Below are 22,735 nucleotides of genomic sequence, written 5' to 3'. Positions count from 1 at the left end.
AAGTCGAACCGCAGGGGGAACTCATGTCCAATGCAGAGACCAGTGGGGCTGGAGAGAGTCACGGTGAATTCCATTCCTCGGCAGAGGTCAGAACCGCGCTGATCGACGGAGTCAGTTTCCAGGCCAAGTCCGTGCAGTATGTCGAGATCGACGGGCAGGCCGTCTTCGAGGGAGACATCATTCTCGGTTCCGTCGAGGATGTTGATCGACGGAACGAGGAACTCATGGCGCGGGGGGACGCCGATCTCCCCGAGTCCGCGGTCATCATCTCCGGGAAGCAGTTTCGCTGGCCGGCCGCGCTGGTGCCCTTTGAGATCGATGCGAACCTGCCCAATCAGCAGCGGGTCACCGATGCCATCGCGCACTGGCAGGGCCGTACCCCGATCCGCTTCGTCCAGCGGACGGCGGCGAACGCCGCCCAGTACCCCGACTTCGTACGGTTCGTACCGGGGGGCGGTTGCTCCTCGTTCGTCGGACGGCAGCGCGGACAGCAGAACATCACCCTCGGCGCCGGCTGTACGACCGGGAACACCATCCATGAGATCGGTCACGCGGTCGGGCTCTGGCATGAGCAGAGCCGGGAGGACCGCGACCGATTCGTCTCGATCGTCTGGGCCAACATCAGCCCCGGCTTCGAGCACAACTTCAACCAGCACATCACCGATGGCGATGATGTGGGCCCGTATGACTACGGGTCGATCATGCACTACCCGCGCACCGCTTTCTCCAGCAATGGGCAGGACACGATCGTGCCCACCGCGGCGGGTGCCGTGATCGGCCAGCGGACCGGGCTGAGCACCGATGACATCGCGGCGATCCGGGCCATGTACGGTCCCTCACCCGCCTCCGGGCCCGCCGTCTCCTGGGAATCCGCCCGGCTGGACGTCTTCGGTATCGGCACCGACTCCGCGCTCTTCCACAAGTGGTGGGACGGCAGCGCCTGGGGCCCGAGCGTGCAGGGCTGGGAGTCGCTGGGCGGAATCGCCACCAGCCGCCCCACCGCGCTGTCCTGGGGCCATGACCGGCTCGATGTGTTTGTCATCGGCACGGATTCGGCCCTGCACCACAAATGGTGGGACGGGAATGCCTGGGGCCCGAGTGCGCAGGGTTGGGAATCCCTGGGGGGAATCTGCACCAGCCCACCGGAAGCAATCTCCTGGGCACCCGACCGGCTCGATCTCTTTGTACGAGGCACGGATTCCGCGATCCACCACAAGTGGTGGGACGGAAACCGGTGGGGGCCTTCGGTACAGGGTTGGGAATCCCTCGGTGGAATTTCCACCAGCGATCCGGTAGCGGTTTCCTGGGGCGCGAACCGACTTGATCTCTTTGTGATCGGGACCGATTCGGAGCTCTATCACAAGTGGTGGGACGGAAGGGCCTGGGGGCCATCCATCTCCGGTTGGGAATCGCTCGGCGGCACCTGTATGGGAGCGCCCGCCGCGGTCTCCTGGGGGCCCGACCGGCTCGATCTCTTTGTCATCGGCACGGATTCCGCGCTGCACCACAAATGGTGGGACGGCCGTGCCTGGGGCCCGAGCCTCCAGGGCTGGGAGTCCCTGGGCGGCGTCTGTACGGGCACCCCCACGGCTGTCTCCTGGGGCCGCGATCGGCTCGATGTGTTTGTCATCGGTACGGATTCGGCGCTGCACCACAAGTGGTGGGACGGCCGAGCGTGGGGGCCGAGCCTCCAGGGTTGGGAGTCGCTCGGCGGGATCTGCACCAGCTCACCCGAAGCGGTCTCCTGGGAGCCGGGCAGACTCGATCTCTTCGTCCGGGGCACGGACTCGGGGCTGCACCACAAGTGGTGGGACGGCCGAGCGTGGGGGCCGAGCCTCCAGGGTTGGGAGTCGCTCGGCGGGATCCTGACCCGCTTCACCGACTGAGCGGACCTGGGCGGACCTGGGCGGACCTGAGCGGTACCCGGGCGATGGCGAGGGGGTGGGCCGTGCCTGAAGGACCGCGGACCGAAGGAGCCCGGTCGGAGGGGCCCGGGTTGGGGCAACCGCCCCTGACGGGCCCCGGATCGAAGGAACCCGGGGTCGGGTCGACATCCGAAGGAGTCCTGCCCGCTGAAGGAGCACCGTCGCCGGGCTCACCGAGCGGGCTGAGCCACCCCGCGCATCGCAAACCCCCGGGGGGAGCCCCCTGACTCCCCCCGCGGGAAACCCGTCTCGGGCTGCTCAGTGGCGGCCCGAGACGCGGTCCGCGACTCGCGCCACCCGGTCCGTCCGTGCGCTACGGGCCGCTGACTCCCGCCGATCGGCGCCTCGGTAGGCCGCGTACATCGCCTGCACCCCGAGCCAGCGCAGCGGCTCCGGCTCCCACTTGCGTACCTTGTGCCCCACCCAAGGCAGCGTGCTGAGGTCGGTCGCTCCCGACTGACCGGAATCCTGTTGGATCAGATCGCGCAGCGTACGGCCGGCGAGGTTGGTGGTGGCGACGCCGGAGCCGACATAGCCGCCCGCCCAGCCAAGCCCGGTGGAGCGATCCAGGGTGACCGTGGCGCACCAGTCGCGCGGTACGCCCAACACCCCCGACCAGGCATGGTCAATCCGTACTCCGGCGGTCGTCGGGAAGAGCCGCACCAGCATCTCGCGCAGCGCCTCGATGGTCACCGGCTGGGTGCGGCCGTCGTTGTCGGTGCGGGAGCCGTAGCGGTAGGGCACTCCCCGGCCGCCGAGCGCGATCCGGTCATCGGCGGTGCGTTGGGCGTAGACATAGGCGTGCGCCATATCGCCCAGCGCCTCGCGGCCCTCCCAACCGATGGTGTCCCACAACTCCGGGGACAGCGGTTCGGTGGCGATCATGGAGGAGTTCATCGGGAGCCAGGCCCGGCGCTGGCCCTTGATGGCGGCGGTGAACCCCTCGGTGCAGCGCAGTACATAGGGCGCGCGGACCGTGCCGTAAGGGGTGACGGCGTGCTGGGGGCGGATCTGCGTCACCGGAGTGGACTCATGGATGGTGACCCCCAGCGCTTCCACCGCCGCGGCCAACCCCTTGACCAGCTTCACGGGATGCACCCGGGCGCCGTAGGGAGTCCACGAGGAGGTGACCGCACCGCTCACCCGGATGCGCTCCGCGGTCTCCTGGGCCCCGAGCAGTACCCGCTCCTTCTCGCCGAAGGCGACTTCCGCCGAGTGGAACGCCTTGAGGCGGGCGGCCTGCGCCGGGGTGTAGGCGACCTCAAGGACTCCACCACGATGGATGTCAGCGTCGATGCCTTCCTCGGCGGCGACCCGGATCACCTCGTCGACGGTGTCGTTCATGGCCTGCTGGAGCCGGACCGCGGAGTCCCGGCCGTGCAGCCGGGCGTAGCGGTCGCGTCCCGCGATGCCGTTGAAGAGCCAGCCGCCGTTGCGGCCCGACGCGCCATAGCCGCAGAACCTGCCCTCAAGGACAGTGATCCTCAGATCTGGGGCCGCCTTCTTGAGGTAGTAGGCCGTCCACAGACCGGTGTAGCCACCGCCGATGACGCACACGTCGGCCGAGGAGTCACCGGGAAGGGGCTCACGGGGTGCGGGGAGGCCGTCCTGCGCGTACCAGAACGAAATGCCGCCGTTCACGGTGCTCGTGGTCATGGTGTTCCTGCCGCTCTGGGCTCGCTGCGTATGCCGATCCGGTGGCCCCGGGCCGTGCCGCGCCCGCCATAGCGGACGACTGTACGTAAAACCGCCCCCCTGCGCGCCGGTGCGGATGCCGGAAAATGAGGCGAGCGAGTCGGCACTGTGTCCATACGATCGCAGTCATGATCGAGGTACCGGAAGCACTGGCCGAACTCCACCAGGAGCATGGCGGGGAGGCGGGCCGCGCCTTTGTCGCGGTACTGCCCGAGCGGGCGGCGCAGTTCCTGGAACGTTGGGATCTACGGCGCACCGGGGACGCCATGCACGGTCAGACCGCACTCGCCCTCCCGGTCCAGCGCGCCGACGGCACACCCGCCGTGCTCAAGCTCCAGTCCCTCGACGAGGAGAACGCCGGGGAACCCGCGGCACTGCGGGCCTGGGACGGGGACGGCGCCGTTCATCTCCTGGAGCATGATCCCGACACCAACACCCTGCTGCTGGAGCGGCTGGTCTCCGCCCGCCCTCTGTCATCGCTCCCGGACACCCGCGAAGCGGTCCGCGTCCTGGCGGAGTTGCTGGCCCGACTGGCCGCCCGGCCCGCGCCGCCGGGAATGCGCGGCCTGGGGCAGATCACCGCCGGGCTGCTCGCCGACGCCCCGGACGCCGCGCAGCGCCTGCGCGATGGCAGTGAGCGCCGGCTGCTGCTCGACTGTGCCGCCGCCGTCAGGGAGGTGGCCGATGGGAGCGGGGACCGACTGCTGCACTGGGACCTGCACTACGACAACATCCTCGCGGCCGACCGGGAGCCCTGGCTCGCCATCGACCCCAAGCCGCTGGCCGGGGACCCCGGTTTCGAGCTGATGCCGGCGCTCACCAATCTCTTCGACCCGGCCGAGACGCGGTGGCGGTTCGATCTGCTGACCGAGACGCTGGGCCTCGATCGCGAGCGGGCCAGAGCATGGACGCTGGGACGGGTACTCCAGAACAGCCTGTGGCACCTGGCGGACGGCGGGTCAGGGTTGGAGGAGCGGGAGTTGTCCATCGCTCGGACGCTACTGGCCCGCTGATCAGCGGGTAAGGCAGGCTAAATCCTATGATTCGTAACGCTACGCCCGCAGATATCCCCGAGATCCATCGCATGGTCCGCGAACTCGCCGAGTACGAGAAGGCCCTGGACGAGGTCCATGCGACGGAGGAGCAGCTGCGTGAGGCCCTGTTCGGCGAGCGCCCTGCCGCGTATGCGCATATCGCGGAGACGGACGACGGTGAGACGGTCGGATTCGCGCTCTGGTTCCTGAACTTCTCCACCTGGCGCGGGGTGCACGGCATCTATCTGGAAGACCTCTACGTCCGCCCCGACCGCCGTGGCGGAGGCCATGGCAAGGCGCTGCTGACGGAGTTGGCCCGGATCTGTGTGGCGCGTGGCTACCAGCGTCTTGAGTGGTCGGTGTTGAACTGGAACACCCCGTCGATCGCGTTCTACGAGTCGCTGGGGGCGAAGCCGCAGGATGAGTGGACGGTGTACCGGCTGACGGATGAGGCGCTCGGCGAGCTGGGCGCGGCTTCCTAGCGCCGGTGCGGGGCGGGTGTCCGGGGTGGGGAGAAACCGCAGCACCCCGTCGACGCGCCGGCCCGTGCTCCCGCCCGTAGAACACGGGGACGGTGTGCCTGCCGATCGACGAGATGCCGGGTCCGTGCGGGCCAGCGGCCGTACGGGTCAGGGGATGAGGACCACCTTGCCGACCGTGCCCCGGGTCTCCAGCGCGCGATGGGCGCCCGCCGCGTCGGCGAGGGGGAAGCGTTGGACCGCGGGGCGCAGCCGACCGGACGCCGCCTCGGCGAGGGCGCGCTCCTCCAGGAAGCGAAGGTCCCCGCCCGCCTTCTCGATCATCACCGGGCCGAGTACGCCTTCCGAGGTGATGCCCCGCTGGACGAGCTCCTCGTCGGTGAAGGTCACCTCGTCCCCGAACCCGCCGAACACGATGTGCCGGCCGCCCCTGCCCAGCAGATCGACGGCCGCTCGGGCGGTGTCGCCACCCACCGAGTCAAAGACAACGGTGGCGCGGGTGTCGCCGAGATAGCCGCGCACCTGCTCGACCCACCCGGGGCTTCGGTAGTCCAGGGCGAGATCGGCGCCGTTGGCGAGCGCCAGGGCTGCCTTGGCCGGCCCACCGGCGAGGGCGATCACGGTGGCCCCCGCGTTCTTGGCGTACTGGACCAGGAGCGTGCCGATCCCACCGGCCGCCGCCGGGACGATCGCCACATCGCCGGGGCCCAGTTCGGTGAAGAGGAGGATGCCCAGGGTCGTACGGCCGGTGCCGATCATCGCGACCGCCTCGGCGGCGTCGAGGTTCGACGGGATCTCATGGAGCCTGGCCGCGTCGGTGACGGCGAGTTCGGCATAGCCGCCGGGGACCATGCCCAGATGCGCCACGACCCGCTTGCCGAGCCAGGCCGGGTCGGTGCCATCGCCGAGCGCGTCGACGACCCCGGCGACCTCACGGCCGGGGACGGTCGGCAGCTCGGCGGGTGCGGCCGGGTGGCCTTCGAGCCCGCCCCGCAGGACCGTGTCGAGGTAGTGGACACCCGCCGCGGCGACGGCGATCCGTACCTGGCCCGGGCCTGGGACCGGGTCGTCAGCGTGCTCATGGACGAGGTTCTCGGCGGGGCCGAAGGCGTGGAGGCGGATGGCATACAAGGCGGGCTCCCCTGGGATGTGACTGTTCCGAACGCCGGGTCCGTGGTCTGGGTCCAGCTTCCAACCTCAAGTTCGCTTGAGGTCAAGCCCCGGGTTCAGTGGATCTGGGACCCCGTTGGACCCGGAGCCCGCTGGGACACCAGCGAAACCGCCGAGAGGGCGCTGGTGAAGGACACCTCCGACAGCACGCCCGGCGCCGCCACCTGATCGCCCACCAGATACACCCCGCCCCCGCGGTCGATCGCCGGGCGGTCCCGCCAGGTGGTCCCCGGCGCGTCGACCGCTCCGGTGCGGCCCTGGGCCAGGCTCTCCCGCCGCCAGACCGTACGCTCGCGCCAGTGAGGAAACCCCAGGTCAAGCAGGTCCTCGGCATGGGTTACCCCGTCGGCCTTGGACTCCTTCGGCGCGATCGGCAGCTGGCCCTGGATCAGCGAGTACCCGGCCGGGGCGAGGGAAGGGTCCTGTGCGGTGAAGCGCTCCAGCCAACCGGGGGCGTCCAGGTCGGAGAGGATGAACGGGTCCTCGCGATGGGCGCTCAACACCAGGTCGATCAGGGTCGTACGGCCGCTCGGCCAGCGCAGTGAATCATCCTTCAGCAGCCCGCGCGCCGCGTCGAGCGAGGTGGCGACGATCACCGGACCCTCCCGCTCCGGCAGCACATCGACCCGGGAGCCACTCTCGATCCGTACGCCCAACCGCCGGGCACGGTCGACCATCCGCTCGATGACCTGGCCCCAACCACCCCGCGGATAGCTGGCCTCCGGGGGAAGCGAGGTGGCGCGCCTCAGCCGCTCCTGGACGAAGGCCGCGGACAGCGAGCCGGGATCATGGTGAAAGAGCGCGACCCCCGTATAGCGGGCCGCCGCCCGGGCGCCCTCGACACCGACCCGGTCACTCGCCCAGCTCAGGAAGTCGCAACCCACCGGTGCCCGCCCACGGTTCCCGTAGGCGAGTCGGACCATGGCCAGCGGCGGCACCTTGCGCAACGCCCCACCACGGCGGAACCGGAACCGTACGCCCTCCCGCGGGGGAATCGCGGCCAGCGGACCGATCAGATCGCGCCGCCTCAGCCAGTCCCAGTGCGGGCCGCGGCGGTAGAGGGCGTGCGGGCCGTCGTTCGTACGGTAGGGGCCGTCACTGGTGCGGGCCCGGCCGCCGAGGGTCTGGTGGGCCTCGTACAGCCGGACGTCGGCTCCCGACTCGGCGGCGGCAATGGACGCGGTGAGTCCGGCGAAGCCGCCGCCGATCACGGTGATGCGGTGCATGGGGAACATCCCTTCCATGAGCTCTCAGGGCTCTTGGAGAGAAGACGATCGCGGTGGCCGGTTATGTGACATCGGCGCGCGGCCAGGGCCAGGGCCGCGGAGCCGGCAGGGCGTCAGCGGTCTGGGGCGTCAGCGGTCCGGTCCCGGACATCAATGAGGTGGGAGCGCGGTCCGAGGCCTCGGGGAGGAGCGCGGCAGCGTCACATACGGGGAAAACGGGACTGGAGGTCCCAGATCACCGGGTTGTCGGCCAGTCCCTCATGGAGGTCGAAGAGGTCGGCGAGCAGATCCTGGAGGAAGTCGCGGGATTCCCGCCGTAGATCGCGGTGGCTGAAGGTCAGCGGTGGCTCATCACCGGGCATCCAGTCGGCTTCCACCTCGACCCAGCCAAAGCGCCGTTCAAAGATCATGACATCGCTGGACTCGGTGAAGTCCAACTCGGCGTACTGGGGAACGGAGGCGCGATTGCCGCGCGGATCGCGGTCGATGCGCTCGACGATGTCGCACAGGGCCCAGGCGAAGTCCAGCACCGGAACCCATCCCCAGGCGGTGGACAACTCGCGGTCGGCCTTGGTGTCGGCGAGATAGACATCGCCGCAGAACAGATCGTGGCGCAGGGACCGGGTGTCCGCGCGGCGGTAGTCGGTCTGCGGGGGGTCGGGGAAGCGCCGGGAGAGGGAGTAGCCGATATCGAGCACCGCCCGATGGTGTCACGCCCCGGAGCGAGGATCGGCGGCGGCCGCGCCTCCCCCGCCGGGTGAGCCCCCGGGGGCGGGGTCGCACCGACCGCCGGGCGGGTGTCCGCGTCGACTACCAGACAGGTCACCATCCGATGGCAAGACGGGCCCGCATCGACCGTCGGGCGGGTCACCACCGGCCGCCCAGACGGCCCCGCAGCGGCCCTGGGGTGAGCCGGCGGCATCACGGAAGGAGCCGTTGCTCCTTCGCCACCGCCACCGCACCGGCCCGGGTGTCCACCCCGAGCTTGGCGTAGATCCGGCCCAGATGCGTCTTCACCGTCGCCTCGCTGATGAACAGCGCCCTGGCGATCTCCCTGTTCCCGAGCCCCCGCCCCAGCTGCCCGAGAATGTCCCGTTCCCGCTCGGTGAGTGTGGGACTGCCCGTGCCCCGCATCCGGTCCATGACCCGGCTCGCCACCGGCGCGGACAACGCCGTACGGCCCACAGCCGCCGCGCGGATCGCCGCGAACAGTTCCTCCGGGCGCTCCGCCTTCAGCAGATACCCCGTCGCCCCCGCCTCGATCGCCCGGGTGATGTCCGCGTCCGTGTCATAGGTCGTCAGCACCAGTACGTGCACCCGTGGTGAGGCGATCCGGCGGGTGGCCGCCACCCCGTCGATCCCGGCCCCGAGCTGGAGATCCATCAGCACCACATCGGGCTCCAGCTTCGCGGCCATGGCGACGGCCTCCTCACCGCTGCCCGCCTCGCCGACCACCTCGATGTCCGGCTCACTGCCCAGCAGCGCCAGCAGTCCGGCACGTACCACCGCGTGGTCGTCGCAGAGCAGAATCCGTACCGCGGTCATGTCCGCTCCCAAGGAATCGCCGCGGACACGACCGTGCCCTCGGCCGGTGTCGACTCGATCGTCAGAGTGCCGCCGAGCTGTCTCACCCGGGCCCGCATCGCCGCCAACCCATGCCCGCGCACCCCCGGCACCGCCCCACCCGGGACGAACCCCGAGCCGTCATCCGCGATGTCCAGTACCACCTGGTCATCGAGATGGCTCAGGGTCAGCGCCGCCGCCGTCGCGCCCGCATGTTCCCGAACGTTGGCCAACGCACCCTGAGCGATCCTCAGCAACGCCGACTGCACCCGGTCGGGCAGCCGCTCCGGGGTGCCCTCCAGATGGAAACGGACCCGTAGGGAGTCCGAGGACTCCCGCTCGGCGAGCGCCCGCAGCGCCTGGGCCAGCCCGCCACCCGCCGCCAGATCGGCGGGGGCGAGATCATGGACAAAGCGTCTGGCCTCGGCGAGGCTGCGCTCCGCGATCGACTCGGCGGTACGGACATGGCCGCGCGCGGCCTCGGGATCGCTCACCCAGGTACGGTCCGCGGCCTGGAGCAGCATCTGCTGGCTGGACAGGCTCTGGGCGAGGGTGTCGTGGATCTCCATCGAGAGACGTTCGCGTTCCGCGAGGGTTCCCTCGCGCCGTTCGGTGGCGGCCAACTCCCGACGCGTACGGACCGACTCGTCGATCAACGCCTGGAGTCGGTCGGCCTGGCGGCGCATATGGATGAAGACGGCGGTGGCGAGCACGGCGACGGCGGGCGGCACCAGAAAGAGATTGGGGTCCACCCCGTCCCGCAGCCGCCACTCCGCGATCATGACCAGGGCGCAGAGGACGGCCACCATGGCGACCGCGGCCCGGGTCGGCAGGGACCGTAGACCGGTGTAGATCAACGGGACCGCACACCAGGCGAAGCTGGGCGCCAGCAGCACGATCACCGTCCAGCAGCCCACGATCAGACCGAGCCGCACCAGATCCGCGTGGCGATACCGCGAGGTCAGCCGGTGACCGACGAGCTGAAGCAGGGCGAGGGCGGCGCTCAACCCGATGACCCAGGGCAGCCAGGGGCTGTCGGGGTGCTTGATCAGATAGCGCAGCAGCGATCCGGCGAGCAGGGCGATGAACGCGATGTTCATCAGCCGCTCCAGCCACCGGGTGTCCCACTCCCCGTCCTGTGTGTGGCCGCCCTCCGGTGCCGCGCCCCAGGTCCCGTTCCCCCGGGTACGGGTTTCTACTCCCCGCCCGTCGCGGGGTGCTTCGGCCCGCGGTATCGGGGACATGGCCATCTCCTGCGTATCGATCTGGGGCACTTCTCTGCATCGTGACCCGGTGGGGCCACGGCCGCATCAGCTGATCGGTTGACCCGCCCCTCCACCATCATGCCTGCGGCGAGGAGCCAGTACGCCGACGCCCACCAGGCCCGGTGAACCCCAAGATCGAAGACAGCAGGACCCACGGACCACAGGAACCCAGCCCCACAGGAGTCAACAACCATGAAGAAGCTGTCGTCGATATCGCTCCGCACCCGCGTCCTCACCGGTGCCGTCGCCGCCGCAGCGCTCAGCGCGGGCACCTTCGGGGCCGTCTCCGCCAGCGCCGACGCACCCGCCGCCGAGTCCCGCGCCGCGGTCAAGGCCGACACCTCGAACCGTCACCTCCAGCAGACCACCCACCTCACGGTCGACGCCGCGTCCAGGGCGGCCCAGGCCACCCTCGACGCCGCCGAGCGGGCCGGCCAGCGCGTCACCGTCGCCGTGGTCGACCGCAACGGCAACACGATCGTCACCCTGCGCGGCGACGGCGCGGGACCGCAGTCGTATGAGTCGGCGGAGCAGAAGGCGTTCACCGCGGTCTCCTGGAACGCCCCCACATCGGAGCTCGTCAAGCGCCTCGGGTCCACGCCGAACCTGAAGGACATCCCGGGCACCCTCTTCCTCGGCGGCGGAGCTCCGGTCCAGGTCAAGGGCGCACCGATCGCCGGCATCGGGGTGGCGGGCGCTCCGAGCGGCGCACAGGACGAGGAGTTCGCCCGTGCGGGCGTCGCCGCACTGACCCGCTGAGCGCGCTTGCCGGCCCCTGGCACCCGGCCCTCACTAGGATCACCGCGTGCGCCTGCCGACACCCCCGCGCGTCCTCGCGCCCGTCATCGCCCTCACCCTCCTCCTGGGATGCAGCGGCGGCGGGTCAGGACCGCGGGGTGTCCAGGGCGCCCCGGGCGGGGTCGGCGTACGGGACCCCCTCTTCCCACGGCTCGGCAACGGCGGCTACGACGTCCAGCACTACGCCCTCACCCTGGGCTATGAGCCGAGCACCGGACGGCTCAGCGGCCTCGCCGAGATCACCGCACGCGCCAGCCAGGACCTCAGCGCCTTCAACCTCGATCTGCATGGGCTGACCGTCGACCGGGTCAGCGTCGACGGCGCACCCTCCACCGCCCACCAGAGCGGCGACGAACTGACCGTGCGCCCGCGCCGGGACCTCACCCGCGGCAAGACCTTCCGTACCGTCGTCCGCTACTTCGGCACCCCGAAGACCATCACCGACCCCGATGGCTCACAGGAGGGCTGGCTGCGCACCGAAGACGGCGCACTGGCCGTCGGTGAACCCGCCGGGTCCATGGCCTGGTTCCCCGGCAACCACCACCCGAGCGACAAGGCCACCTACGAGATCGCCGCCACCGTCCCCAGCGGCCTGGACGCCATCTCCAACGGAGAGCTGACCAGCGAGACCACCCGCGCCGGCCGCACCACCTTCGTCTGGAAGTCGGGCCGGCCGATGGCGAGCTACCTCGCGACGCTGGCCATCGGCGCCTATGAGACCGACGCCTCGCACACACCAGCGGGCCTGCCCGTCTTCACGGCGGCGGCCCCCTCGGTAGCCGACGACAGCGCGGAGCTGCTCGCCCGCATCCCGGAGATCATGCGCTGGTCAACGGAGAAGTTCGGCCCGTACCCCTACTCCTCCATCGGCGCGATCGTCGTCCCCGACGGCGAGGTCGGCTACGCCCTGGAGACCCAGAACCGCCCGGTCTTCCCCGCCGAGTACTTCCAGCTCGACATCCTCGTCCATGAGATCGCCCACCACTGGTACGGCAACTCCGTCACCCCGGCCAGCTGGCGGGACATATGGCTGAACGAGGGGTTCGCCACCTACGCCGAGTGGCTCTGGGTGGAGGACTTCGACGGGGTACCGGCGCAACAGAGCTTTGAGGAGGCCTTCGAGGAGTCGGCCAACTGGGACTTCCCACCCGCCGACCTCCCCTCATCCGCCCGCATCTCCAGCGCCCCGGTGTACGGGCGAGGGGCGATGGTCCTCCACAAACTCCGCCAGGCGGTCGGCGAGCGGACCTTCACCGCGATCCTGAAGGGCTGGCCCGCGAAACACCGTCACGGCAACGCGTCGACCGCGGACTTCACCACGTACGCCGAGAAGTCGGCGGGCCGCAAGCTCGATGACCTCTGGCGCGTCTGGCTGTACGGGGACGACCGCCCGGCTCGGCCCTGACGGGGTCGCTCTGGGGGTTGTGGGCGGGCTCGTCGTCCCCAGCTGTGTGGCGCGGGGACGAGGTGGGATGCGCACCAGGCGACAGGAGTAGCGGGCGGGTTCGGGGTTGTGCGGGGTGTGGCCCGGAAGCACCGTGCCCCGGCCGGATCCTTCCCGGCCGGGGCACAGCGCTTCGAACGACTAGCGATGCACGACGACTAGAGGTTCACACCGAAGTCGCGGGCGATGCCCTCAAGCCCGGCGGCGTAACCCTGGCCCACCGCGCGGAACTTCCACTCGGCGCCGTTGCGGTACAGCTCGCCGAAGACCATGGCGGTCTCGACCGCCGCGTCCTCGCTCAGGTCATAGCGGGCGATCTCGGCGCCACCGGCCTGGTTGAGGATGCGGATGTAGGCGTTGCGCACCTGGCCGAAGTTCTGCGAGCGGGTGACGGCGTCGTAGATCGAGACCGGGAAGACGATCTTGTCGACGTCGACGGGCAGGCCCGCGAGGTTCACATTGATCTGCTCGTCGTCGCCGCCGCCCTCGCCGGTGCGGTTGTCACCGGTGTGGACGATGGTCTGGTCGGGCGTGGCCCGGTTGTTGAAGAAGATGAAGTGGTTGTCCGACGCGACCTTGCCCGCGGGGTTCACGCCGATCGCGGAGGCGTCGAGGTCAAAGTCGGTGCCGGTCGTGGTGCGGACGTCCCAGCCGAGGCCGACCGTAACGGCGGTCAGGCCCGGTGCCTCCTTGGTGAGCGAGACGTTGCCGCCCTTGGTCAGGCTAACTGCCATTGGGAAGTCCCCTTCGTATTCGAGTCTGCCGGCTTCTTCTCGTACGAAACTACCGGTACCCGTCATAACGCAGTCAGGGGACTACCAGGTTCCATGTGGATGCAGGTTCTTCGCCGGGTTCGCGCCACGCGCCCCGGGTCCGGTTTCGGCCCGACGCTCTGCGAGAGGTACGACACGCTCGGAAAACGGGGTGACGTGGACACCACCGTCGCGGGACCATGGGGGCATGTCCGGGCCCTATGTCATCCGTGGTTCGGTCTCCCTGCCGGAGGCCGAGCTGATCTGGCGTTTCTCCAGATCGTCAGGGCCTGGCGGCCAACATGTGAACACCACCGACTCACAAGTCGAGCTGCGTTTCGACCTCGCCAAGACGGAAGCCCTGCCGCAGGTGTGGAAGGAACGCGCGCTGGAGCGGTTGGCCGGGCGGCTGGTCGGCGGTGTGGTCGCCGTTCGCTCATCCGAGCACCGCTCCCAGTGGCGCAACCGGGAGATGGCAGCCGTCCGCCTCGCCTCGCTGCTCGCGGACGCGACAGCGCCGCCCCCGAAGCCCCGGCGCACCGCACGGGTCCCGCGGGGTCTCAACGAGAAGCGGCTACGGGAGAAGAAGCAGCGCGCGGACGTCAAACGCGGTCGCTCGGGCCGGGACTGGCACTGAACCCACCGCGTACTACGAGCTCTCAACCGCTCGGATGGCGGGATCCGCTCGCAGCCTCGATGCCGTGACCGGTCGTCTCGTCGTGATCGGTGGTCTCTTCGCCATGACCGATGGACTTGCCGTGTCCACGAGCGGGGACGCTCGGGGTGGGACGGACGCCGTTGTCCGTCAGCAGGTTCCGTCAGCGGGTTTCAGCAGCGGGTTCCGTCAGCGGGTTCCGTCAGCGGGGTTTCGCCGGGTGAGCCCGCTCAGCCCAACTGGCGGTAGCGGCCCCGGAAGTACATCAGTGGTCCACCCGACGGGCTCGGGAGCTCCACCTCCAGCACCCGCCCGATCACCAGGGTGTGGTCACCCGCGACCACCCGGTTCTCCGTACGGCATTCCAGTGTCGCCAGCGCTCCACGCACCAGCAGGGCGCCGCTCACCTTCCCCCGGGTATAGGGGATGTCCTCGAACAGCAGCCGATCGCTGATCCGCCCCTTCATCGCGAATCGCCCGGCGATATGACGTTGGCTCTCCGACAGAACGGACACCCCCCACAGGGGCTGTTCCGCCAGTAGATCGTCCATGCGCGAGCCGTTGCGGAGGCTGACCATCACCAGCGGGGGGTCGAGCGACACCGAGAGGAAGGCGGTCGCCGTCATGCCGACGTCCTCGCCGTGCGGGCCGTCGTCGCTGTCGTGCGCGGTCACCAGGACCACACCAGCGGCCAACTGGGACATCGCAGCGCGGAACTCCTCATTGCTCACCCCCTCAGCATGGGGGATGAGCGCAGCCGAGTCCGGGTGGGCGGGACTCGGTGGATGCAAGGGGCCTGAGAGACCCGAGGGGCTAGCGGTCAACGAGGGCGAAGTCGTATGCAGCACACATGTAACGCTAACCGCGCCCACCCGGTCGGCGCATCGGCCCTGAGGACCGGCGAAAGTCCTAGGACCCCGGTATGCCCCCGATCCCAAATATGTCGCGAACATGTCGTGGAGGCGCATTACCCTTCCATGGACCGACTCTGGGAGGCTCTTGTGAGGAGTGCGCCCGTACGGCGGAAACGAGCGGATTTGCGTTCGTAGAACACTGGTAGAGACCAAACGCACATACATTCGGCCAGACCCGCCCTCCATCTGATGATGTGACTTGAGTCACAGAGGGCGGTATTTGTTGACCCTGTGTACCGGGTGAAGAGCTCGCTGTGATTCAGTGGCCGGGAAACCGCAACAAGAAGGCCGAAGATAAACCTGGAGTTTCTGGAGTTTGCTGTCGAGGTCTCGGGGAGAGCGAGCATGGAGACCGAGTCGGAGCCGTACGTCCGTCTTGCTACCCTGCGGCAGCTGCACAAGGTGGTCGCGGACCTCAACACCGCCCGCAGCCTTGCTGACACGCTTCAGACCGTTGCCGACGGCATTGTGGCAGGCCTCGGTTACGAGCTCGCCTGCGTCAACCTCGTCCGCGCGGACGGAGACCTGGTCGTCGCCGCCTTCGCAGGTAGTGCCGCCGCGGAGGCTCTGATCACCGGCAGGGTCGGTTCCCGCCCCTCCTGGGAACGCCGGCTGTCCATGGGGGAGGCGTGGGGCGAACTGCGGTTCATACCCCACACCGAGGGCTGGGTGCTCATCGAGGACGATGTCCCGCAGTGGCACACCGAGGGACCGGACCCCCGCTTCGAGGGCGAGTGGCACCCCCAGGACCGCCTCTACGCCCCCATGTACGCATCAGGCGGCGGCCGCGAGCTCTTGGGCGTCATCTCCGTCGATCGGCCGCGTAACGGCCGTCGTCCCGGCTCCTGGGGACAGGAAGCCCTCCAGATGTACGCCTCCCAGGCCGCAATTGCGATCAGCAATGCTCGCCTCAGAGCAAATATGCAGCGCGCGCTGGTTCGGCTGGAGCGCGAACAGCAGGCGCTGAGGGCGAGCGAGGAGTCCTTCCGGCAGGCGTTCGAGTACGCCCCCAGCGGCATGGCGATCGCCGAGATGGGTGGCGACCAGCACGGCCGGCTGCTCCGCACCAACGACGCCCTGTGCCGACTGCTCGGGCGGCCCGCCTCCGCGATGCGGCGCTACTCCTTCGCCGACCTGGTGCACCAGGACGACGTCGGAACCCTGCTGCGTACCTCCGCCGAGGGGGGCAGGGCAGAGCTTCGACTCGGCCGGCGCGACGGCACCTATGTATGGGTCTCCCTGCGAAACTCCGTGGTCGCGGACACCGCGGACGGCCCCCGCTTCCTGCTGACCCACATCGAGGACATAGAGGATCGCAAGCGCCATGAGCTCCAACTGGCGCACCGGGCCTCGCACGACGCCCTCACCGGTCTCCCCAACAGCGCCGAGCTACGCACCCGGTTGAGCGCCAAGCTGTGCGAACGGTCGGCCTCCCGCGACCAGGAGCTGGAGACCGTCGGCGCGGGGTACGACCAGGAGACCGGGGGGCTGTTCCGCGACGGCTTCGACTTCGGCCCGGCGGGCGCGGCCTTTGACCACCACGTACATCTGATCGCCCCCGATGAAGAGGTCGACGACGGCACGAAGGGGCTCGCGGTCCTCTTCTGCGACCTGGACGGCTTCAAGTCGATCAACGACCGGTACGGGCACCAGACCGGCGACGCGGTACTCGTCGAGGTCGCCCGTCGGCTCACCACGGGGGTGCGGGAGGGCGACACGGTGGCCCGCCTGGGCGGCGATGAATTCGTGGTCCTCGCCGACGGCCTCGGTTCCGCCGACGCCGCCGATCTCGCCGTACGGCTCCGCAACGCCATCATCCTGCCGATACGGGTCGGGGGACGCGGAGTGCGGGTCGGGGCGAGCTTCGGCATCAGCTGGGCGAGCTGCGGAATGACGGTCGACGAGGTGCTCCAATCCGCCGACCAGCGGATGTACATAGAGAAGCGTTCCCGGTCCAAGGTGCACCGGCGTGCGGGCTGAGCGCAGGGCCCGAGAACACCAGCTCGGCCTGTTCCCTTCTTGTGTAGTGGTTCTGTCCTGGTCTTGTGACGAGTAACCGATCGAGGTCAAGGCCATCCGTCCGGTTAATCCAAACCGGGTAGGCTCGCCGGGGTCGGCGTAGGGCTGACGAGGGTGAGGAGGTACCAGGCATGACGGCCGGGAACAACGGCGCGAATACGCCCGAGGACGACGATCCTTTCGGCTATCTGTACGAGGACGGACAGGCAGCGGGCGCCACAGCGCCCTCGGGCCGGGGCCGCGGCTATGGCTATCCCGGTCCCGCTCCACAGCCTGGTGTGCCCCGCACCTCCTACAACCACGTACGCGCCGTCGGTGACCGCCAGGTCAGCCACACCCAGGGCCACGGCCAGCAGTTCCCCCAGCAGCAGGGTCACCCCCAGCAGGGATACGGCCATCCCACCGCCCAGTACGCGGCGCCTGAGACCTACCCCGGCGGCGTGACGCCCCGGTCCGCTCAGCAGCAGCCCACCGGCGGTCGCGGAAGCGGTCGGGGACCCAACACCAAGGGGCTGCTGATCGGCGCGCTCGTGGTGCTCGCGGTCGTCGTCGCCGGTATCGCCGCCGCCCTGATCAGCCCCGACGACAAGGACGACAAAGCCGGTGGCGAGGTCAAGCCCAGCACCGCGCCGAGCCAGACGGAGTCGACCCGGTCCAGCGAGCCCGAGTCCAAGGAAGAGAAGCCGGCGGGTCTGCCGAAGCAGGACGCGGCGACGCTCAAGCTGGGTGCTCCGGCCCAACTGGACACGGTCATCAAGGGCGCCAAGGGCGCGGACGGCGCCTATGTGAAGTTCAACGGCGTCGGGGGCTCGGCAAGCTGGTCGGTGGACGTACCCGCCGATGGCCCGTACACGATGTTCATCACCTACGGTGTGCCGGGCAAGGACGCCGAAACGTCGCTGACCATCAACGGCGGCACCCCTCGCAAGATCAATATGTCGAACTTCGCGAAGGCCGCCGCCGGTGACTGGGAGAAGGGCTGGACGCGCACCTTCGTCTGGATCCAGCTCAAGCAGGGCAAGAACGACCTCAAGATCTCCTGTGAGCAGGGCAACCAGTGCGAAGCCGTGCTCGACCAGGTCCGGCTGGAAGCCGGCGAGAAGCGCTCAAGTTCGTGACCGGTCGGAGGTAGAGCCCTGTCGCGCCCGGCGTAACAGGGCTTTACCTGGTGGAGACCAGAAATGCGCCCGGGCGGTGCGGCCGCTCTTGAGGGAGCTTCCGTCCACCGTTGCCACGTAATGCCCGCGTCAGTGTGAACGCATCGGGGCGCTGGGCTAGGGGCTGCTATTCGGCCGCGCGCATGAGCGTCAGAAAAGCTTCCACCGTCCCCGCCATCGCCTCCCGCCCCGGCCCCAGGTACTTCCGTGGGTCCACCGTGTGAGGGTTCGCCGTCAGATAGCCGCGGACCGCGGCCGTAAAGGCCGTGTTGAGCGCCGTACCGACATTGATCTTCACCATTCCGGCCGCGACGGCCGCGCGGATCTCGTCGTCCGGGACGCCGGATGAGCCATGGAGCACCAAGGGGACCGGGACCGCGGTTCGCAGTCGGGTGATCAGGGGATGGTCCAAGGTCGCCGTGCGCTCGGTCATCGCATGGGACGAGCCGACCGCGACCGCCAGCGCGTCCACCCCGGTCGCCGCCACATAGGCCGCCGCCTCCGCCGGGTCCGTACGCACCCCCGGAGCATGTGCGTCGAGCGGGCTCTCGCCCTCCTTGCCACCGACCCTGCCCAACTCCGCCTCGACCCAGATGCCCCGTTCACGGCCCCAGCGGACCGCGTCCGCCGTGGCCTCGACGTTCTTCTCGTAGGACAGCTTTGACGCGTCGAACATCACCGAGCTGAAGCCCTCGCCGTCCGCCGCGCGCAGCAGGTCGGGGGAGACCACATGGTCGAGGTGGAGGGCGAGCCGGGCGGTCGACGTACGGGCGGTGGCGGCGGTCGCCGCGGCTATCGCGGAGAGCCTCCCGCCGTGGAACCGCACCGCGTTCTCGGAGATCTGGAGGATCGCGGGCGCCCCCGCGCTCTCGGCGCCCGCCGCGATGGCCTCCGCGTGCTCCAGCGTGATGACGTTGAAGGCGGCTACGCCCCGGCCATCGGCCGCGGCGGCCGAGACGAGTTCACCGGTGCTGACGAGTGGCATGGTGCTGTCCCATTTCCCGGGCGTTGGGCCCGTGGTGCGTGCGGGCGCGCCCCGATGGTGCGGTGGTGCGCGGTGCTGGAGTGGCCACCGGGGGCTGGAGAAGCCGAAACGGCGATCCACCACTCATGCCGTTGCCTCCTGCTCGGTCACCGTGACCAGGGGCAGCAACGTCTCGTACCCCGTACGGTCGAACTCCCCGGCCGTCGGGGCCAGTACGGTCGCCGCCGAGAGGGCCACCGCGTGAGCCAGCCGTTCCGGCCAGGCCACGCCTTCCACCAGCCCGGCGAGCAGCGCGGCGACCACGGAGTCGCCGGCGCCGGTCGGATTGCCCTTCACCGGTGCGGGTGGGGACGCGTGCCAGACGCCCTGTCCGGTGGCGGCCAACAACCCAGCGGCGCCCAGCGAGGTGACGACCGTGTGCGCCCCACGACGGCGTGCCTCGCGGGTGGCGCGCAGGGGCTCACGGGATCCGGTGAGCTGGGCGAGTTCATCGAGGTTCGGTTTGACCAGGTCAGGGCGGGCGGCGATACCCCGTCGCAGCGGTTCGCCGCTGGTGTCGAGGAGGACCGGCACCTGAGCGGCGTGGGCCCTGCGGATCAGTTCGGCGTAGGCGCCGACATGGACTCCCTGCGGCAGGCTGCCGCAGAGAGCCACGGCGTTGGCATGGTGCAGCAGTACTCCGTACGCACGGAGGAAGGAGGCCCACTCCTCGGCGGTGATGGTGGGACCGGGCTCATTGAGTTGGGTGGTGTCACCGCTCGCCCCGTCGACGACCGCGATGGTGCGGCGGGTGGACCCCGCGATCGGGACGAGTGCGTCCTGCACGGTCAGTGGGGCGAGTAGTTGGCGCACCACGGCTCCGACCGCGCCGCCCGCGAAGCCGGTGACGATGCACTCCTGGCCGAGAGCGGAGAGCACCCGGGCCACGTTCACACCCTTGCCGCCAGGGCGCTCGACGACCTCGTGGACGCGATGGCTGCCGTGCGGGATCAGGGCATCGACCCGGTAGGTGATATCGAGGGCGGTGTTGAGCGTGACCGTGAGGATCACCGCGACACCCCCTGCTGCACTGAACCACTGGCCGGTTCTGATCTCTGGTTCCGATCAGTACGGGTGACCAGCGCCGGTACTGATCACCGGTACTGATCATGCCAAACGGAAGGCGGTCGGCCCAGACCCCGGACCGACCGCCTCGCCGACATGGCCACGATGTGCAGCCAATACTGGATAAAACCTACTTCGGTTCGATCACCCAGGTGCCCTGTCGCATAACGCCCTTGAGGTGGAACTCCTCATCCAGGACCACCAGGTCGGCGTCCTTGCCCGGCTCCAGCGAACCGATCCGGTCATAGGCGCCCAGGAGCTTCGCCGGGTTCACGGAGATCGCCTGGACGATGTCGCCGACCGGCAGTCGGTCCACGGTGGCCGCTCGTCTGAACGCGGTGTCCAGGGTGAGCGTCGAGCCCGCGATCGAACCGCCCTCGGTGAGCCGGGCCACCCCGTCGATGACATCGACGGCCAGCGGGCCGAGCTGGTAGCGGCCGTCACCGAAGCCCGCCGCGTCCATGGCATCGGTGATGAAGGCGACCCGGGAGGCACCCGCCCGATGGAAGGCCAGTTCGAGGGCGGCGGGGTGCAGATGCGTGCCGTCGTTGATCAGCTCGACGGTGATCCGCTCGTCCTCCAGCAGCGCGACGATCGGACCGGGGGAGCGGTGGCCGAGTGGGGGCATCGCGTTGAACAGGTGCGTGGCCACCGTCGCGCCGGCGTTGATGGCCTCGACGGTCTGCTCATAGCTGGCGTCGGTGTGTCCGATCGCCGCAATGACCCCGTGCTCTGCGAGCAGCCGTACGGAGTCGATACCGCCGGGTAGCTCGGCGGCCAGCGTCACCATCTTCGCCGTGCCGCGGGCGGCGTCGACAAGCTTGCGGACCTCGGCCGGGTCGGGGTGGCGCAGCAGCTCCTCGCTGTGTGCGCCCTTGCGGCACGGGGAGATGAAGGGGCCCTCGAAGTGAATACCCGCCAGGTCGCCCTGCTGGACCAGTTCGGAGAGGGCGCTGGCGCGCTGGACGAGGTAGTCGATCTCGGCGGTCACCAGGGAGGCCACCAGTGTGGTCGTCCCGTGCTCCCGGTGTGTCCGTACGCCCTGCAACACATCCTCGGCGCTGCCGCCGGTGAACGAGCCTCCGCCGCCTCCGTGGTTATGGATATCGACGAAGCCGGGGACGATCCAGTGACCGGTCAGATCACGGCTGGGGGCGCTGTCGGGGGCGGCGCTGGCGATCTTTGTGCCCTCGATGATCACCTGCCCGTTCTCGACAGTGCCGGTGGGTAGCACGACCCGGGCTCCGGTGAGGATCGTGCTGTCGCCGGATGCCCCGTGTGCGACGCGTGCGGCGCTATCGGCAAGTGCGGCGCGTGCGGCCATTAGGCGGTTACCTCCGAGTCGGTGGCGATCAGATCCCAGGCGAGCAGCCCCGCGCCCAGGCATCCAGCGTTGTCTCCCAGGGCTGCCGGGACGATCGAGGGCAGTTTCTGGAACGTCACCCGCTTCTCAACCGCAGCCCGCAGGGGTGTGAACAAGGTTTCCCTGGCCTCGGCCAGCCCGCCACCGATGATCAGGGTGCGCGGGTCCAGCAGAGTGATCGCGGTGACGAGCCCGGCAGCGAGGGCGTCCACCGCGTCCTGCCAGACGGCGATCGCCCTGGGGTCACCGGACTCCACCGCCTTGGCGCAGTCCGCGGCATCCGCGGTGGGGTCGCCGCTGGCCTTGGCCCAGGCACGGGTGACGGCGGCTGCGGAGGCGAGGGTCTCCAGACAGCCGCGCTGACCGCAGCCGCACAGGGGCCCATCGGGGCGCACCACCACATGGCCGATCTCGCCCGCGTACCCATGGGCGCCGGCCTCGATGGAACCCGCGATGCCGATGGCGCCGGCGATGCCGGTCCCGAGGGGTACGAACAGAAAGCGGTCGGCGCCTCGCCCAGCGCCGATACGTCCTTCGGCGAGACCGCCGGTGCGGACATCGTGGCCGAGGGCGACGGGGATCCCTGCCAGCCGGTCGCTGAGGAGCGAGCGCAGGGGGACGTTCGTCCAGCCGAGGTTGGCCGCGTAGGTGGCGATGCCTCGCTCGGAGTCGACGATCCCGGGGACGGCGACACCGGCGGCGAGTGCGGGATAGTCCAGCTGCTCCTTGCCGTAGGCGCGGAGGTCGTCGGCGAAGTCGAGGATGGACTGGACGACGGCATCGGGCCCACGGTCCCGCCCCGTGCGGCGGCGGGCCTCGTAGAGGAGGGTCCCGTCCACCCCGACGAGGGCGGCCTTCATGCCGGTGCCGCCCACATCGAGGGCGATGACGTGTCTCACGTGGACAGTCTGGCGCGAGAGGCCCCGAAAGGTCTAGTCCACTACGTGTGATTGTTGCGGGCCCGTACAAAACCGAACGGTAAGGTTTGATAGAGGTTTGGGGTATTTTGCCTGATCGGTTGCGCCTGTTGTGGGTGGGGCTGATGTGAGGACGAGGTTGGCTGGGCTTGTTTTGGTTCTCACATTTTGAGGGGGGCGTGTCTCTGGGGCCTTGGCCCGGGTGAGGTTCCCCCGGGATGCGGGGGGTGGTGATAGCAGGTCAGATGGGTTTTATGAGAGGAACCCAGA

At 69.5% G+C, this 22,735-nt stretch carries 20 protein-coding genes; 8 read left to right on the top strand and 12 right to left on the bottom strand.

Annotated features, from left to right (window positions below):
* The first annotated feature begins 23 nt into the window (after positions 1-23).
* The gene (gene legP, locus NBG84_RS39140; RefSeq protein WP_250924502.1) at positions 24-1,886 is read left to right on the top strand and encodes a Dot/Icm T4SS effector Zinc-dependent metalloprotease LegP; all 1,863 of its coding nucleotides are present in this window, start codon (positions 24-26) and stop codon (positions 1,884-1,886) included.
* Positions 1,887-2,183: 297 nt separating this feature from the next.
* Here legP and NBG84_RS39135 read toward each other — a convergent pair whose 3' ends face one another.
* Complete coding sequence (locus tag NBG84_RS39135) at positions 2,184-3,581, bottom strand: NAD(P)/FAD-dependent oxidoreductase (protein ID WP_250924501.1); 1,398 nt, start codon at positions 3,579-3,581, stop codon at positions 2,184-2,186.
* Between the two features lie 167 nt (positions 3,582-3,748).
* Here NBG84_RS39135 and NBG84_RS39130 point away from each other — a divergent pair, with 167 nt between their 5' ends.
* Together NBG84_RS39130 and NBG84_RS39125 are read left to right on the top strand one after the other, a co-directional pair.
* Positions 3,749-4,633 carry an aminoglycoside phosphotransferase family protein gene (locus NBG84_RS39130; protein ID WP_250924500.1) on the top strand — a complete coding sequence of 295 codons (885 nt, stop codon included), beginning with the start codon at positions 3,749-3,751 and terminating at the stop codon, positions 4,631-4,633.
* A 26-nt stretch (positions 4,634-4,659) separates the two neighbouring features.
* Positions 4,660-5,136 (top strand): GNAT family N-acetyltransferase, encoded by a 477-nt coding sequence (locus NBG84_RS39125; RefSeq protein ID WP_250924499.1) that lies wholly within the window; start codon positions 4,660-4,662, stop codon positions 5,134-5,136.
* A gap of 147 nt (positions 5,137-5,283) precedes the next feature.
* On the opposite strand, the gene NBG84_RS39120 is transcribed toward NBG84_RS39125, so the two are convergent.
* The 5 genes from NBG84_RS39120 to NBG84_RS39100 form a co-directional block, all read right to left on the bottom strand.
* Positions 5,284-6,264 carry a zinc-binding dehydrogenase gene (locus tag NBG84_RS39120; protein WP_250924498.1) on the bottom strand — a complete coding sequence of 327 codons (981 nt, stop codon included), beginning with the start codon at positions 6,262-6,264 and terminating at the stop codon, positions 5,284-5,286.
* A 95-nt stretch (positions 6,265-6,359) separates the two neighbouring features.
* Positions 6,360-7,529 carry an NAD(P)-binding protein gene (locus NBG84_RS39115; RefSeq protein WP_250924497.1) on the bottom strand — a complete coding sequence of 390 codons (1,170 nt, stop codon included), beginning with the start codon at positions 7,527-7,529 and terminating at the stop codon, positions 6,360-6,362.
* A 200-nt stretch (positions 7,530-7,729) separates the two neighbouring features.
* Positions 7,730-8,227 (bottom strand): hypothetical protein, encoded by a 498-nt coding sequence (locus NBG84_RS39110; protein ID WP_250924496.1) that lies wholly within the window; start codon positions 8,225-8,227, stop codon positions 7,730-7,732.
* Between the two features lie 223 nt (positions 8,228-8,450).
* Complete coding sequence (locus NBG84_RS39105; protein WP_250924495.1) at positions 8,451-9,074, bottom strand: response regulator; 624 nt, start codon at positions 9,072-9,074, stop codon at positions 8,451-8,453.
* On the bottom strand, positions 9,071-10,336 hold the full coding sequence (locus tag NBG84_RS39100; RefSeq protein WP_250924494.1) for a sensor histidine kinase: 1,266 nt from the start codon (positions 10,334-10,336) through the stop codon (positions 9,071-9,073). Before NBG84_RS39100 ends, NBG84_RS39105 begins: the two co-directional genes overlap by 4 nt.
* Positions 10,337-10,558: 222 nt before the next feature.
* On the opposite strand from NBG84_RS39100, the gene NBG84_RS39095 reads away from it, so the two are divergent.
* Together NBG84_RS39095 and NBG84_RS39090 are read left to right on the top strand one after the other, a co-directional pair.
* On the top strand, positions 10,559-11,116 hold the full coding sequence (locus NBG84_RS39095) for a GlcG/HbpS family heme-binding protein (protein ID WP_425608787.1): 558 nt from the start codon (positions 10,559-10,561) through the stop codon (positions 11,114-11,116).
* Positions 11,117-11,162: 46 nt separating this feature from the next.
* Positions 11,163-12,560, top strand: a complete 1,398-nt coding sequence (locus tag NBG84_RS39090) for a M1 family metallopeptidase (RefSeq protein ID WP_250924492.1) — start codon at positions 11,163-11,165, stop codon at positions 12,558-12,560.
* A gap of 197 nt (positions 12,561-12,757) precedes the next feature.
* On the opposite strand, the gene NBG84_RS39085 is transcribed toward NBG84_RS39090, so the two are convergent.
* On the bottom strand, positions 12,758-13,333 hold the full coding sequence (locus NBG84_RS39085; protein WP_250924491.1) for a TerD family protein: 576 nt from the start codon (positions 13,331-13,333) through the stop codon (positions 12,758-12,760).
* 226 nt (positions 13,334-13,559) lie between these two features.
* On the opposite strand from NBG84_RS39085, the gene arfB reads away from it, so the two are divergent.
* Entirely contained in the window at positions 13,560-13,988 is a 429-nt protein-coding gene (gene arfB, locus NBG84_RS39080; protein ID WP_250924490.1) for an alternative ribosome rescue aminoacyl-tRNA hydrolase ArfB, read from the top strand.
* A gap of 248 nt (positions 13,989-14,236) precedes the next feature.
* Here arfB and NBG84_RS39075 read toward each other — a convergent pair whose 3' ends face one another.
* Positions 14,237-14,710, bottom strand: a complete 474-nt coding sequence (locus NBG84_RS39075; RefSeq protein WP_250924581.1) for a flavin reductase family protein — start codon at positions 14,708-14,710, stop codon at positions 14,237-14,239.
* A gap of 555 nt (positions 14,711-15,265) precedes the next feature.
* Between NBG84_RS39075 and cdgB the strand changes: the two genes are divergently transcribed.
* Together cdgB and NBG84_RS39065 are read left to right on the top strand one after the other, a co-directional pair.
* Entirely contained in the window at positions 15,266-16,900 is a 1,635-nt protein-coding gene (gene cdgB, locus NBG84_RS39070; protein ID WP_250924489.1) for a diguanylate cyclase CdgB, read from the top strand.
* Positions 16,901-17,070: 170 nt separating this feature from the next.
* Entirely contained in the window at positions 17,071-18,057 is a 987-nt protein-coding gene (locus NBG84_RS39065) for a carbohydrate-binding protein (RefSeq protein WP_250924488.1), read from the top strand.
* Between the two features lie 166 nt (positions 18,058-18,223).
* Here the strand turns inward: NBG84_RS39065 and NBG84_RS39060 are convergent, their stop codons facing one another.
* From NBG84_RS39060 to NBG84_RS39045, 4 genes are all read right to left on the bottom strand, one after another.
* A complete protein-coding gene (locus NBG84_RS39060) occupies positions 18,224-19,081 on the bottom strand; it encodes a class II fructose-bisphosphate aldolase (RefSeq protein WP_250924487.1) in 858 nt (285 codons plus the stop codon).
* A 123-nt stretch (positions 19,082-19,204) separates the two neighbouring features.
* On the bottom strand, positions 19,205-20,131 hold the full coding sequence (locus NBG84_RS39055) for a 1-phosphofructokinase family hexose kinase (RefSeq protein ID WP_250924486.1): 927 nt from the start codon (positions 20,129-20,131) through the stop codon (positions 19,205-19,207).
* Between the two features lie 184 nt (positions 20,132-20,315).
* Positions 20,316-21,509, bottom strand: a complete 1,194-nt coding sequence (nagA, locus tag NBG84_RS39050; RefSeq protein WP_250924485.1) for an N-acetylglucosamine-6-phosphate deacetylase — start codon at positions 21,507-21,509, stop codon at positions 20,316-20,318.
* A complete protein-coding gene (locus NBG84_RS39045) occupies positions 21,509-22,447 on the bottom strand; it encodes an ROK family protein (protein WP_250924484.1) in 939 nt (312 codons plus the stop codon). Before NBG84_RS39045 ends, nagA begins: the two co-directional genes overlap by 1 nt.
* Positions 22,448-22,735 lie beyond the last annotated feature (288 nt).

Origin of the sequence: Streptomyces albipurpureus (assembly GCF_023701525.1) — a bacterium.
In the GTDB taxonomy this organism is placed as follows: Bacteria; Actinomycetota; Actinomycetes; order Streptomycetales; family Streptomycetaceae; genus Streptomyces; species Streptomyces albipurpureus.
This window is presented reverse-complemented; position numbering and strand designations above follow the sequence as displayed.